Annotated in this window: 12 protein-coding genes; all 12 read right to left on the bottom strand. The window is 52.7% G+C overall.

Annotated elements, in window-relative coordinates; genetic code table 11:
* On the bottom strand, positions 1-378 hold a 378-nt coding region (locus L692_RS0124295), incomplete at its 3' end, for a nitrogenase component 1 (protein WP_025702533.1).
* On the bottom strand, positions 362-1,843 hold the full coding sequence (locus tag L692_RS0124290; RefSeq protein ID WP_025702532.1) for a nitrogenase component 1: 1,482 nt from the start codon (positions 1,841-1,843) through the stop codon (positions 362-364). The genes L692_RS0124290 and L692_RS0124295, both read right to left, overlap by 17 nt.
* A gap of 62 nt (positions 1,844-1,905) precedes the next feature.
* The gene (locus L692_RS0124285; RefSeq protein WP_025702531.1) at positions 1,906-3,225 is read right to left on the bottom strand and encodes an O-acetylhomoserine aminocarboxypropyltransferase/cysteine synthase family protein; all 1,320 of its coding nucleotides are present in this window, start codon (positions 3,223-3,225) and stop codon (positions 1,906-1,908) included.
* A gap of 39 nt (positions 3,226-3,264) precedes the next feature.
* The gene (locus L692_RS0124280; RefSeq protein WP_025702530.1) at positions 3,265-3,615 is read right to left on the bottom strand and encodes a NifB/NifX family molybdenum-iron cluster-binding protein; all 351 of its coding nucleotides are present in this window, start codon (positions 3,613-3,615) and stop codon (positions 3,265-3,267) included.
* A gap of 328 nt (positions 3,616-3,943) precedes the next feature.
* Positions 3,944-6,247: a thiamine pyrophosphate-dependent enzyme gene (locus L692_RS0124275; protein ID WP_025702529.1), complete on the bottom strand. Its 2,304-nt coding sequence runs from the start codon at positions 6,245-6,247 to the stop codon at positions 3,944-3,946.
* Positions 6,248-6,272: 25 nt separating this feature from the next.
* Positions 6,273-7,283: a 2-oxoacid:acceptor oxidoreductase family protein gene (locus L692_RS0124270; RefSeq protein WP_025702528.1), complete on the bottom strand. Its 1,011-nt coding sequence runs from the start codon at positions 7,281-7,283 to the stop codon at positions 6,273-6,275.
* Between the two features lie 508 nt (positions 7,284-7,791).
* Positions 7,792-9,276 carry a nicotinate phosphoribosyltransferase gene (locus L692_RS0124265; RefSeq protein ID WP_051503576.1) on the bottom strand — a complete coding sequence of 495 codons (1,485 nt, stop codon included), beginning with the start codon at positions 9,274-9,276 and terminating at the stop codon, positions 7,792-7,794.
* A gap of 53 nt (positions 9,277-9,329) precedes the next feature.
* Positions 9,330-9,881, bottom strand: a complete 552-nt coding sequence (locus tag L692_RS0124260; RefSeq protein WP_025702526.1) for a cysteine hydrolase family protein — start codon at positions 9,879-9,881, stop codon at positions 9,330-9,332.
* A 60-nt stretch (positions 9,882-9,941) separates the two neighbouring features.
* Entirely contained in the window at positions 9,942-10,715 is a 774-nt protein-coding gene (locus L692_RS0124255; RefSeq protein ID WP_025702525.1) for an NUDIX domain-containing protein, read from the bottom strand.
* Between the two features lie 206 nt (positions 10,716-10,921).
* Positions 10,922-11,374: a YlbF/YmcA family competence regulator gene (locus L692_RS0124250; RefSeq protein ID WP_025702524.1), complete on the bottom strand. Its 453-nt coding sequence runs from the start codon at positions 11,372-11,374 to the stop codon at positions 10,922-10,924.
* A gap of 26 nt (positions 11,375-11,400) precedes the next feature.
* Positions 11,401-12,984 (bottom strand): tRNA (N6-isopentenyl adenosine(37)-C2)-methylthiotransferase MiaB, encoded by a 1,584-nt coding sequence (gene miaB, locus L692_RS0124245; RefSeq protein ID WP_025702523.1) that lies wholly within the window; start codon positions 12,982-12,984, stop codon positions 11,401-11,403.
* Positions 12,985-13,116: 132 nt separating this feature from the next.
* Entirely contained in the window at positions 13,117-13,590 is a 474-nt protein-coding gene (gene ybaK / locus L692_RS0124240) for a Cys-tRNA(Pro) deacylase (RefSeq protein WP_025702522.1), read from the bottom strand.
* Positions 13,591-13,701: the final 111 nt, after the last annotated feature.

Below are 13,701 nucleotides of genomic sequence, written 5' to 3'. Positions count from 1 at the left end.
CCCGCCGGTCTCCGCGAACACAATCGGCTTGCCGAGATTCTGAAATTCGCGGGTCACCTGACCGACATCGTCTCCGACAATATCGGAGGTGCAGCCGGTGAGCACGACGAACAGATCGGCGTCGATGACCTTGAACGCGCCGTCAATGACACCCTTCAGCTTCTTCTCGCCGCCGAACACGACCTCCGATTCACTCGAATTGGTGCAGGGGATCGTGCTTCCTCCCGCATAGCCCTCTCCTTGACCGAGCAGGCCATGGATTTTGGTGCTGCAGCCCGGTCCGGCATGGACGATCGGCACCGCCCGCTGGATTGCGATGACGGTCTGCTGGACGCCCAGCGCGCAGGAATATCTGGGTTGTTCAATAAGCTTCGACATGCGTGTTGCCTCCCAAAAAAGTGTATGGATCTTGCTCCAGCCACCATTTGGTGTAAGGCATGGAACTGTGTTTCGCCAGATTGGTCACAAACTCCCGGTTATCGAGCGTCTCCAGAATGCGTTCCGCATAATTCAACAGCCCCTGGTATCCCCAGCTGAAATGTTCGTCCCCGATCAGGAGAGTTGGGATGCCGAGCTTGGCGCCCCAGAGCGTCATTCCGCCGTGACGGGCGATCATCAGGTCCGGACGGACGCGATTCAGAATGTTGACGAGTTCATAAGCTTGTTTGTTGCAGACGTTGTATCCCTTGATATCCCCGTATGTCTTGACTGCGTGATCCAGCATATCCGCAGCGGTATTTTCATTATCATAAATCGGATCATGATGGAAAATAGCCGCGCCCTGCACTTCGATTCCCAGTTCGCGCAGCAGGGCAATCAGGGCATGACCATGGGCTGAGCCTGCTGTCAGATAGCAGGTTGTGCCTGTGAGCTTGGCCCGGTATTCTTCCAGCTTCGGCAGCACAGCCGCTTTTTCCTCGCGAATAATTTCTTCAATCTCATCTTCGCGGTCCAAAACGCGTCCAAGTTCACGCATCCAGGCATCTGTTCCCGCTATGCCGTAAGCCATAGGAGCCTTGATCTCCGGCACTCCGTACACCTGCTCAAGCGCGGCTCCCATATAGGTTCCAAGCGTTGGACAAATCTGAATCGTCGCGGCCGACTCGGAAATCGTCTCCAGCTGGCTTACCGTGGAGAAAGGAACGACATAGTTCGCTTCATAGCCCAGGCGGCCAAGCAGCTTGGAGAAGACATCGCTGCCCCAGAAATTGATGATATTTACTTTGTTCGTCCGCTTCTGCGGCGGCTTCACAATCTTGCGTACGATGGAGTGATAGGCGGCGTCAAAGCCGGAGGTCCAGATTTTCGATCTGAAGCCCTCGCAGACGCAGTTAACGACGGGAATCCCAAGCTCCTTCGTCATTCGATCGGTGACACTTTCCACATCTTCCCCGATGATCCCCGAGGCGCAGGATGTAGTAACGAAGATCGCATTCGGCTTCACTCTGTCATACGCAAGGCGTATCGTCTTCTCCAGCTTGGACAGAGCGCCGAAGACAGTATCCATTTCTTCGATATTTGTATTAAAATATCTACCGATGGCAGGCGGCAGATTCCGCTCCATCTGACCGACCCGGTAAACGAAATTAAAGCCAAAGAAATCTCCGGCGCAGCCAACGGGCGCATGGTTAACCATCGCTGCATCCTGAATCATGGATAATTGGCAAAATGCGTTTCCCGAGCTGCAACCCATGCATTGGCTGAAAGAACGGGTGCCGTCCTTCAGGCAGCCGCTGTTGGAGCAGTTGACCAGGTCTCCCGCAGTTCCGGCAAAGCCCGTAATCGAACCCAGACGTTTCTCGCGGATCGGGACCTCAGTCAAATTCAAATTCACTTTTGGCATGTCCTTTTCCCCTTTTTATAAGTAATATTCCAGACCTTTGTTCATGTCCCGAAATCGAGCGACTATACCAAAGTCTCCACAAAAGCCTTCTCGAACGCCTGCTCCAGATCGGCTATGAGGTCCTCGGCATTTTCCAGGCCGATGGACAGCCGGATAGTTTCAGGCTTGATACCGGCAAATGCCTGTTCTTCCGGGTTAAGCTCGCCATGCGTCGTTTTGGGAGAATTGATGATGAGCGAGCGGGCGTCACCCACATTGGCGTGATAACTGAACAGTTCCACCGAATTCAGAAAAGTCTTGAGCTGCTCCTCGTTCCCCTTGAAGCCGAAGGAGAAAATGGAACCCGCACCCTTTGGAAAATATTTGTCGGCCAGAGCTTTGTATGGATTGCCCTCGGCGGCAGGGTGGTTAACCCAGCTTACCTTGTCGCTGCCTTGCAGATAGTTCACGATTTTCAGCGCGTTGGATACCTGCTTGTCAATCCGTTCAGACAATGTCACAATCCCCTGAATCAGCAGGAAGGCATCGAACGGACTGAGAGAAGCTCCAAAATAGGCCAGATAGCTGAGCCGCACTCTTGTCGTAAACGGCGCATTCGGGAATACCTCAAGAATGCTGCGCTCGCGTCCTGTCGACTGGTCCCGAAGCAGAAACTGCGGCTCTTCAAAATGCGGAAATTTCCCATTGCTCCAGTTGAACTTGCCATTCTCCACAATGACTCCGCCAAGTGTCGTTCCATGACCTCCGATCGCCTTGGTCGCCGAGTAAATAATAATGTCCGCCCCGTGTGCAAATGAATCGAACAGATACGGGGTTCCAAATGTATTGTCAATCACCAGCGGAATGTCGTTGTCATGCGCAATTTGGGAAATGGCCTCAACATCCAGGATGGTCGCGTTCGGGTTGCTGATGCTCTCGATCAGTATCGCTTTGGTATCCGGACCTACGGCCTGACGGAAGGCTTCCGGGTCATCCGAATTCTCGACAAAATCGACATGAACATTGAATTTAGGGAACAAATGCTTGATGGCGTCGAACGTTCCCCCATACAGTCTAGGCGTGGTTAATATTCTGCCTCCGCCTTCGGCCAGGTTCAGCAGAGTATAAGCAACAGCGGCCATCCCCGAAGCAACGGCAACAGCGCCGGTTCCTTTGTCCAGAGCGGTCAAGCGCTCCTCCAGCACGGCTACAGTCGGATTTCCGATCCGTGTGTACAGAAAGCCGGCTTCCTCCAGACCGAACAACTTCTCCGCCCGTTCCACACCGCCTAAATCGTAAGAGGCCGTCTGATAAATCGGTACGGCTACCGAATAATTATGCTGGCTGGATTCATAGCCTGCTCTTACCTTCAATGTATCAAAGCCCAATTGCTTCTCGCTCATAACAGATCCCTCTTCTCAAATAGATAATTGGATTGTGCTTTATTGTAAAATAACTCCGCGACCTGAATGAAGAAAGGCTACCAGCCGGTTTAGCGCCTTGTCGATCGGGGCCTCAACTGCGAGAGCCGTAATCCCCGCATTGTTAAGCACCGCCGTGGCGCCGTGACCGATCTGGCAGACAAGCACAAAGGAACAATCCGCCAGCGCCTCGGCCACCGCCTCCAGACGGTTTTGCTGATGTCCTTCACTGCTTGCAGGAGTGCCTATTTCCCTGCTTTCGCTCCGGGTATACAATCCTTCATCATCCACTTCATAGATCAAGAACCGGTCGCTACGGCCAAAATGCTGGTTTACATTCACACCATCCGAACTGCCGACAGCTACTTTCATGTCATCCCTTCTCCTTCCGAAAAAACTGCCAATACCCGCAGTGTGACTGATTTCACAATAACAGTTGACAATAGTCGACAAAAAAGGCCGGAGCTGTCCTGACTTGATCAGGAAGCATCCGGCCTGCGGTTATCCGCTCAGACGAATCACTTAAATACCAACTGTTTTACTATGTTTTAATATAACAATAGAATACCACCAGGGCCGGAAAATTCAATCCCTGAAACGTGAATATACTGTGATCATTTCGGAGGCAAAATGCAAAACAGCAAGCCTCCAAATAAAGGAGGCTTGCTGTTCAATTCAAGCTATAAAGCAGCTCTTGTTCTTACAGTTCCGGATGCTCGTGCTTCGCTTTCAGACGGATCCAGCGGCGCTCTACTTCTTCCTTGAAGCCGTTCAGCGCAGCTTCGTTCTCTTCCTTGAGCAGATGTTTGGTTTTACCCATACCTTTGAGCCATTCCGTTACGTCGATGCGTTTCTCCTTGTCTTCCGGATTGTACGTAATCGTGGTAACGCCTTGCTCCACTTCGTACAGCGGGAAGAAGCAGGAATCAACAGCCAGAGACACCAGCTTGGTGCCTACGTTGTCCTCGGTCATCCAGTTCAGCGGGCAAGCCGACAGGATCTTACCGTATACAAGGCCTTCGTTCTGAGCGTACCATTGGGCTTTGGCGGCTTTCTTCACCAAATCCTGCGGGAACGCTTCGCAGCCTGTGAACACATAAGGAATATTGGTGGCAGCCATAATTTGCGGAGTATCTTTATGCTGCGTCACTTTACCTTTTTGCATCTTGCCAATGCTGGAAGTCGATGTGCGGTGACCGATTGGCGTGGAGTACGATTGTTGAGCCCCTGTATTCATGTAGCCTTCGTTGTCATATTCCAGCACGATCATCTTGTGTCCGCGAAGCGCGGCGCCGATTGCCGGTCCCATACCGATGTCCATACCGCCGTCGCCGGTAACCATAACGAAAGTGAAATCGTCCTTCAGGCCAAGATCATCAAGTTCTCCGCGGCGTTTGCGTTCCCAGAACATTTCAACCACACCGGACATTGTAGCGGCCCCGCTTTGGAACAGGTTGTGAATGAAAGTCGATTTATGGGAAGAATAAGGATAACCGGTCGTTGTAACAAAGGCGCAGCCTGTATGGTACAGCGCAACGACATCTCCTTCGATGCCTTTGAAGAACAGCTCCAGACCGGAGAAAATACCGCAACCCGGACAAGTGCCGTGACCAGGGGACAGACGTTTCGGCTTCACAGTCAAGCTGCGCATCGGCGGAACCTTGACCTTGAGCTTGCCAGTCTCTTCATCCTTGTCCACAGTAATCAGGCCAGTCTTGAGCGACTCGAATTTAAGCGGCTTGAGCACGCGCTTCGGCGCGCTTTCGGCTACGCCCGGATTGTGGCCGTAGTAGTCAAAAGGAACTTTGACTGTTCCGGTTTCGGCAGCTTCAATAGCCAGCTCGAACAGGGCATGACCATCCTCGGCATAGAAGTCCTTGCCTCCGACGCCATAGATGCGGCTGATTACCTTCGTTGTCGTGTTGCCGTGAGTGAACAGCGCCGCCTTGATTTCGTTAACCATGTTGCCGCCGTATGCTCCGTAGGAATCTCCGCGGTCGCCAACGGTGATGGCTTTAACGTTCTTCAGCGCTTCAGCAATTTGCTTCTGCGGGAACGGACGGATCATGTTCGGCGAAATAGCTCCAGCTTTCACGCCTTTCTCACGGAGCTGGTCAACAACATCCTTGATGATCTCGGAAGCAGAGTTCATCAGGAATACCGCAACCTCCGCGTCTTCCATCCGGTACTGGGACAGGATCGGGTAATAGCGGCCCGTCAGATCGCCGTATTCTTTGGCGATTTCTTCAAATACTTCCTCGGCGTTGTACATAGCCACGGATTGTTGATATTTGTTGTTGATATAGTCGGGCTCGTTCATGTAAGGGCCGACAGAAATCGGATTCTCGCGGTCCAATGTGTCGTCATAACCCTTTGGTTGCGGCCCGATAAAGCTTTGAACATCCTCACGGCTCGCAATCGCTTGGACGCGGCGCTTCTGGTGAGAAGTGAAGTAACCGTCCATGGCTACCAGCACAGGCAGGCGAACCTTCGCATGCTCGGCAAGCTTGATTGCCATGATGTTCATATCATATACAGATTGCGGGTCCGGACACATCAGGATCGGCCAGCCGGTGTTCAGCGCATAATACAGGTCGGAGTGATCGCCGTGAATGTTCAGCGGACCGGAAACGGACCGGCAGATAAGATTCATGACCATCGGCATCCGTGTGCCGGATTGAACCGGAAGCTGCTCCAGCATGTACAGGTAGCCTTGAGCGCTTGTCGCGTTGAATACGCGGCCGCCCGCTGTAGACGCGCCATAGCAAATACCTGCGGAACTGTGCTCGCCGTCGGAAGGAACAAGCATGATGTCATGCTGGCCGCTGGCTTTCATCCCGTCCAGGAACTGTGCAACCTCCGTAGATGGGGAGATCGGGAAATAGCCCATTACATGATAGTTGATTTGATGTGCAGCATAAGCCGCCATTTCGTTGCCGGATTCATATAAAAACTTCTGCTCCACCTTGGCGGAGCCGACTTCCTTTTCGTAATCTATAGCCATTTGAGTTCCACCTTTCTCTCGGGAATTAGATCTGGTTTACAAGGTCAAACGTGTGACGAACCGCTTTGGACTCCGCAAAGCCTTCCTTCTCACGGGAACGGGAGAGTGCGGAGGTCGGGCAGGCTTCTACACATTTGAGACAGCCTTTACAGTATTGGTAGTCGATCCCTTTCAGGAACATCATCGATCTGCCTTTTTTATTGATCTGCTCTTCCCAAACGAAGCACATGTCCGGACATACGGTGTCGCATTCCGCACAGTTGATGCAGGACTCGTTGTCATATACCGGCACAAGCCCGGAACGGGAAATGCTGAGATCCTTCAGGAAGGTTGTACCCGGATTGGTAATCGTGCCCCCAATCGGCTGAGTTTCAAATCCGAGCGGCGAAATGTCGGACCGTACGTATTCCGGCATGCTCTCGCCTTCCGGGAGTTCAAATGTCTGGAACTTCACTTCGTTGTAGCCGCGGTCGAAAGTCGTGATGGCCGACTGAACCGCCTGCGGATATTTCTTGCCGAGCGACTTCTCAATAACGCTCTTCATTGTATTAGGATCAAGGAACGGGCAGAGACGGAACAGTCCGCCGAGCATCGCCATATTCACGCGGTTCTTCTCTTCGAGCGCGATGATGGTTGCATCGACAACCGCGATTGTGCCTGCTTTAACACCGAGCAGTTCCTTCAGCTCTTCGGGAGACTTCGCGGAGTTTATCAGTACCGTGCTTCCTGCGGAAATACCGCTTGTAACATTCACAATCTTGCCCATAGCTTCATGGAACACGGCAACGACATGCGGCCGTTCAACCGGCGAAGTATCGCGGATCGGCGTATTCAAATCGCAGAAGCGGATATGCGCTTTAACCGGAGAACCTTTCTTCTCCGAACCATAAGACGAGAAGCTGACGCCATTCAAATTCGCGCCTACAACCCCTGCTTCAGCCAGCATCTTACCGGCCAGGTTCGCGCCAAGACCTCCTATGGATTCGAGACGGATCTCGAAAAACCCGAGTTCGTTAACTTTCGGTAATTGTACCACCGACATAACCCCTTTCCTCTGTGTCAGCTAGAATAACATCCTGTTTGACTTTTTCAAAATTGTACTCTGATTCTACAACAAGCGAAGTGATAAATCTTGCACAAAACGGCTTAAGAGAATCATAATAATTTATTAAACACGAACAATTCTCTTATATGCGACAAGACGACGTAACAGCAAGAGGAAGAAAGCTGCCATGAAAATCATTAAATGTGTACAAAAGGTGTCTTCCAGTTGCCTGTGACATTTGTTGCCTTTAATCTAGCAAAATAATCTAAAATTTTATGTTAAATTTATCACATTCCTGATGATCAAAATCACATTATATGAAAGAAAAAAATTATGAATTGAAAAATTCCTGAATATCGCATGAAAAAACTCTCCCCGAAGCCTTAATGGCCACCTGGAGAGAGTTCATCTTTCACCGTTTTTCTTTCGTCTCAGAAAATGAATGCAATGCCGAGTGGTTTTCACAAAAATATCAAATATTTAAAGCCGTTTTTTTCGTTTATTCCCGGTCCGCCGGCATATGTTCCCTGATTAGCTCCTGCTTTTTGTTCCATACCCGCTCGCTCAGGTTGACCCGGTAGACCTCCGGGTTTAACTTGCGCAGGTATTCCGGCCAGAACAGGCTCAGTTGCTCTTTGTGGTAGCGCCGAATTTCATCCAGCCCCGGGAGAGTGTATACCTGAAGGCCGTTCACAAACACCGGTTCCAGCATCGGCAGGGACTCATAACGGTCAACTTTCTTTTGCAGATAGGGATGCAGCGGATTGAACAGCTTCAGCGGACGGCCGCTTGGCAGGATGTCTTCATCGGGAAAGCTGATATAGTCGGCCAGAGCTTTTCCACTATTTCCGATAATGCGGTATACATCCTTTTTACCGGGCGTGGACACCTTCTCGGGATTGGAGGATATCTTGATGGTCGGCACCATCTCCCCGTTACTAGATTCGATTTCCACAAGCTTGTACACGCCGCCCAGCGAAGGCTGGTCGGATGCGGTAATCAGCTGTGTGCCGACACCCCAAGTGTCAATGGCGGCTCCCTGCAGCTTCAGATTGGAGATCGTGTTCTCATCCAGATCGTTGCTTGCGACGATTTTGACATATTGAAGCCCCGCTTCGTCCAGCATTCTCCGCGCCTGAATGGACAAATAGGCCAAATCGCCGCTGTCCAGCCGGATCGCATTCATCCGTTTACCCATGGCTTCCAGCTTCCTGGCTGTCGCAATCGCGTTCGGCACGCCGCTGCGGAGCGTATCGAATGTATCCACAAGCAGCGTGACGCCGTCGGGCAGCACCTTGGCGTACGTATCGAAGGCTTCCTGCTCGCTTCCGAAGCTCTGCACCCAGGAGTGCGCGTGAGTTCCCTTGGCGGGAATGCCGAACATTCGCCCTGCCAGCATATTGGACGTGCCGTCGAAGCCGCTGATATAAGCCGCTCGCGTCCCCCAGATGGCCGCATCGGCCTCCTGGGCTCTCCGCGTGCCGAATTCAAGCAGAATGTCGTCCCCGGCCACCTGCTTGATCCGCGACGCCTTCGTTGCGATCAGCGTCTGGAAATTCATGAAATTGAGAATGGCCGTTTCTACGAGCTGGGCTTCCATAATCGTGCCCTCCACCCGGATCAACGGCTCTTCCGGAAACACCAGGGCGCCTTCCTTCATGGAGTAAACCGTGCCCTGGAAATGGAACTGGAGCAGCTCCTCCAGAAAGGCCGGCGCATAGTTCTCTTCCTGCCCGGACAGGTAGCGGATATCCTCCTCCGTAAACCGGAGGTTTCGGATATAGCCTGCGATCCGTTCCAGACCGGCAAATACGGCAAACCCGTTGCCGAAAGGCAGCTTGCGGAAATAAGCCTCAAACACGGCGCGGCGTTTATGGGTGCCGTTCACCCAATGCGCGTACATCATATTGATCTGATATTTATCCGTATGCAGTGCAAGCTCTCTGTTCAACTCATCATCTCCTGTCGTTGCTGCTCGTATCATGTTTAGAGCAGGAAAAGCGGCTATCCGCCGCTTTCTCCGATCATCCTATATTGTTATAATGGCTTCGCGTCTTTAACCACCTTTGCGCCCAGACTTCCGGCGAAATGCCCCAGCGCCCAGGTATGCCCCTCCGGATTGAAGCTGGCCACGGCGTCCTCATGCACAACAATCGAAAAGCCTTTATTATAAGCATCGATTGCCGTATGTAATATGCATATATCCGTACATACGCCGATAAGGTGAAGCTCGGTGATCCGGCGAGCGCGCAGCCTCTGTTCCAGATCGGTGCCGCAAAAAGCGCTGTAGCGGGTCTTGTCCATCCAGTAGATACTGTCCGAGCGGGACTTGTACACTTCCTTCAGCCTTCCGTAAAGCTCCCGCCCTTCGCTTCCCCGGATATTATGGGGCGGAAACAGCCTGCTCTCGGGATGAAAGGCATCACCACGCTCATGCAAATCCACAGCCATCACCACATAATCGCCTTTCTCCGCAAATTCTCCGGTCAACCGGCAGATCCGGTCCTCGATATCGATCCCCGGCTGTCCCACCGGCAGGCTGCCATCGACAAAATCCTTGGTGTAATCGATTACGATCAGCGCTCTCATGCAAGCGGCCTCCTCCTGAGTCAACTATGCTTCCTCTTCACCGCCAACTCCAAGCGATGCTTACGTATAGATGGATAGCAGCGGCTGATGGTCGGTAAACATATACAGCTGCGCCGGCCGCTGGGAATATTGATTGGAGCTTAGCGGATTGCCGTCTTCGTCGCGCACTTCCTGCAATATGCCCTGGCGGCTGCGTGTGGAAGTGATTTTGCGGATAAAGTTCGGCTCCTTGAACTCCGGCACTACCGTCTGGATGACCTGATACAGCTCGCTCAGTGTAAAATGACGCGGAAGGAACTGCTTCGCAATCGTTGTCTGCAGCATCTGCTGCTGAATACGGAGGTAGGCGTCCGAGATGATTGTGCGATGGTCAAAAGCGAGCTCCAGCTCTTCCAGCGCCTCCTGCAGAGTAAACAGGCCGACCTCTCCCGCATCGTCGGAAGCGCGCCTTTGCTCAAGCATCCACTCCTCGACCAGCGCAAAGAACGCATGGCTGATGATCCACCCGCGCGGGTCCCTCCCCGGCGTGCTGTAGACTCCCAAGTATTCCAGATGGCCGCCGTCGACCCCCGTCTCTTCCTTCAACTCCCGCGTAGCCGCGTCATATATCGACTCGTCCTCCTGGCAGAAGCCGCCTGGAAGAGCCCACATTCCCTCACAAGGCCACTTCTTCCGCTTGATCAGCATAACCCGAAGCTCACGGATCGGAAGCGTCTTGGTGACGGTCTTTCGCTCGCGTTTCGTTAGGGTAAACATGACAATATCGGCCGGAACACCATCCGGAGTGCGGTATTTCTTAGCATTGTAGCGTTGTTCCCCGTTCTGGCTCACCATAAATCCATCCTTTGCCGCAGACAATTTAGTTATTCGTATCCTTAGATGTTACCAAACCTAAACTTCGAAAATCAACAATCTTGTAACACAAAGATACAATGTTTCTCAACCCGCATACTATGACAATGACCCTGCCGCCAATCTCAGCGCAGGGTCAATTTGCTGGAGTACCGGATCTGCGCCCCGCAAGGCGCGTGCCGGGTATGCTATTCGCCGCATTTGGAAGGCGGCGCTTCGGTGCCGGCCTCGACATTGATCTTCGCCGAAACGGTATCCCGGATGACGGAAACGACCAGCTGCAGCAGGTAATTGATATCCGTTTGGCTCTGCTGAAATTCGCTGACCAGCGGGATGCTGTCGATCTCGCCTTGCAGCTCATTCATTTCTCTCTCGATGTTGGCCACCATCGCTTTATTACCGAAGCTTTCGAAGGCGACGATCTCCTTCTGCTTCTTCTTCATCTGGGCGATCAGTCCCTGGACGCGTTCATGGCTACGGATTTTCTCCTCGGCTTGCTGAAACAGCTTGACCTCTTCACTGGTAGAAATCAGCGACGCAAGCTCCCGGGCTTTGGCGATGATGTCCTCGCGCACGATCAGATCGCGGGTATCGTAGGACATCATCCCGTATTGATTCACACGGCCTTTCTCCTCGGTCATACCTATCGCTCACTTTCGTTATGGAGTTACTTCAAGGCGGCGGCTTCGGTCACGCAATCGCCTTTGATATACCAGGTCTTCGTATCGGTGATGCGCACGTTGATGAAGCTGCCGATCAGCTCCTTCGGTCCTTCAAAATGAACCAGCTTGTTGCTGCGGGTCCGTCCGGACAGCACGGCGGCGTTATTTTTGCTCTCGCCTTCCACCAGCACTTCAACCGTCTGTCCGAGCATCCGGTCGTTGCCGATCCGGCTCTGCTCGCTGATCAGCTCGTTCAGCCGCCGCAGCCGGTCGCTCTTGACCTCAGCCGGCACATTGTCCTCCATAGCGGCAGCCGGCGTTCCTTCGCGCGGAGAATAAATGAACGTGTAGGCCATGTCGAAGCCGACCTCGCGCACCAGCGACATCGTTTCCTCGAACTGCTCCTCCGTCTCGCCCGGGAAACCGACGATAATATCCGTAGTCAGCACAAGATCCTTGACCGATGCTTTCAGCTTGCCGACGAGCGTCAGGAAGGTCTCCCGGCTGTATTTGCGGCTCATTTTCTTCAGAATGGCGTTGCTTCCGGACTGAACGGGCAGATGGATGCTTTCCATCAGGTTGCCTCCCTTGCCCAGCACCTCCACAAGCTTGTCGTCAAAATCGCGCGGGTGCGAAGTCATGAACCGGATACGCGTAATATCGATCTTGCGCAGAGCGTCCATCAAATCGCCAAACGTATAATCGATGTCGGTAAAATCCTTGCCGTAGGCATTGACGTTCTGCCCAAGCAGCGTCACTTCCTTGAAGCCCTGGCGGGCCAGCTCGCGAAGCTCCGCGATCACATCCTCGGGACGTCGGCTTCGTTCCTTGCCCCGCGTGTACGGAACGATGCAGTACGTACAGAATTTGTCGCAGCCGTACATGATGTTGACCCAGGCGCGCAGCCCCTCCCTTTTTTTCGGCAGGTTCTCGATAATGTCGCCTTCCTTGGACCAGACCTCCACCACCAATTCCTTGCTGAACATCGCTTCCTTGATCAGTGTGGGCAGACGGTGGATATTGTGCGTGCCGAAGATCATATCGACGAACCCGTGTTTTGCCATAATCCGGTTAACGACGCCCTCTTCCTGGGACATGCACCCGCAGACGCCGAGCAGCAGGCCCGGCTTCTCCTTCTTCAGATGCTTCAGATGGCCAAGCTCCCCGAATACCTTGTCTTCCGCGTTCTCCCGGATGGCGCAGGTGTTAAGCAATATGATGTCCGCCTCGTTGCGGTCCTCGGTGCTCCGGTAGCCCATCTCCTCCAGCAAGCCTTTCATCGTCTCGGTGTCATGCTCGTTCATTTGGCAGCCATAGGTTGTGATGGAGTACAGCTTGCCCTCGCCGAAAGACCGCATGTCGCCGGGAATGGCAAAATCGTAATGGACCAGGGTATCTTCCTTGCCGCGCCGCTTGCCTTCCTTATAGTCGGGCTGGCTGTTGACCTGAATCGTTCGCCCCTTGATGCGGTAGGTGGTCTTCCCCTCTTGTTCGCTGATCACCTTGGCACCGCTAAAATCAAAATATTTGGAGTAATCCTTGGCACCCTTGCCGGATTTTAAGTCCGGTGAGTTGTTCTCCCTGGTCATGCTGTCACATCCTCTATCTGTAAAAAATGATTTTTTGGTTTCGCTTGCAATTTAAAATTATAACATAGTGCCGCGGAATATATCTATATGCTCAAATTTTAGATATTTTGCGGGGGCCGGAATGCCGACTGATTATTTGACCAGCTCCGCAAATGTCGCGGACACCGCTTCGGCCAGCTTGCCGGGAGGCAGCTCCACCTGCATGCCGATTTTACCGGCGCTCACCGCCATTTTATCCAAAGCTTCCGCGCTTCGGTCGATGAATGTGGGGTAATGCTTCTTCATACCGACCGGCGAGCAGCCGCCCCGGATGTATCCGGTCCATTTTTGCAGATCCTTTACAGGCAGCATTTCCATCTTCTTCTCTCCGGCAGCCTTGGCGGCCTTTTTGAGATCCAGCTCTTCCGCAACCGGAATGACAAAGACATACAGACTCGAGCCGCTGTGCGAGACGAGTGTCTTGAAGACACTCTCCGGCGGTCTCCCGACCTTCTCCGCGACGGCTGTTCCGTGAATTTGACCATCTTCATTATCATAAACAAGGATTTCATAGGGGATTTTCCGGGCATCCAATATTCTCAGTGCATTCGTCTTGCCAACCTGCATAGCTGCTCATAATCCTCCGTTCGCCATAATCTCATATTTTCATTATACTTTTATATGCAAGGAATTCCCAGACCCCGGGAAATGGGTTGATTTCGGGGACCGGATTAACAC

Source organism: Paenibacillus forsythiae T98, from assembly GCF_000520735.1.
Lineage (GTDB): Bacteria > Bacillota > Bacilli > Paenibacillales > Paenibacillaceae > Paenibacillus_AQ > Paenibacillus_AQ forsythiae.
The sequence above is the reverse complement of the archived record's forward strand: the minus strand, read 5'-3'. Positions and strand labels throughout refer to the sequence as shown.

What these genes read in the sequence shown, in the direction of transcription:
- L692_RS0124290 (WP_025702532.1), bottom strand. Translation starts at nt 1,843, where the DNA reads ATGCCAAAAGTGAATTTGAATTTGACTGAGGTCCCGATCCGCGAGAAA.
- L692_RS0124285 (WP_025702531.1), bottom strand. Translation starts at nt 3,225, where the DNA reads ATGAGCGAGAAGCAATTGGGCTTTGATACATTGAAGGTAAGAGCAGGC.
- L692_RS0124280 (WP_025702530.1), bottom strand. Translation starts at nt 3,615, where the DNA reads ATGAAAGTAGCTGTCGGCAGTTCGGATGGTGTGAATGTAAACCAGCAT.
- L692_RS0124275 (WP_025702529.1), bottom strand. Translation starts at nt 6,247, where the DNA reads ATGGCTATAGATTACGAAAAGGAAGTCGGCTCCGCCAAGGTGGAGCAG.
- L692_RS0124265 (WP_051503576.1), bottom strand. Translation starts at nt 9,276, where the DNA reads ATGATACGAGCAGCAACGACAGGAGATGATGAGTTGAACAGAGAGCTT.
- L692_RS0124260 (WP_025702526.1), bottom strand. Translation starts at nt 9,881, where the DNA reads ATGAGAGCGCTGATCGTAATCGATTACACCAAGGATTTTGTCGATGGC.
- L692_RS0124255 (WP_025702525.1), bottom strand. Translation starts at nt 10,715, where the DNA reads ATGGTGAGCCAGAACGGGGAACAACGCTACAATGCTAAGAAATACCGC.
- L692_RS0124250 (WP_025702524.1), bottom strand. Translation starts at nt 11,374, where the DNA reads ATGACCGAGGAGAAAGGCCGTGTGAATCAATACGGGATGATGTCCTAC.
- miaB (WP_025702523.1), bottom strand. Translation starts at nt 12,984, where the DNA reads ATGACCAGGGAGAACAACTCACCGGACTTAAAATCCGGCAAGGGTGCC.
- ybaK (WP_025702522.1), bottom strand. Translation starts at nt 13,590, where the DNA reads ATGCAGGTTGGCAAGACGAATGCACTGAGAATATTGGATGCCCGGAAA.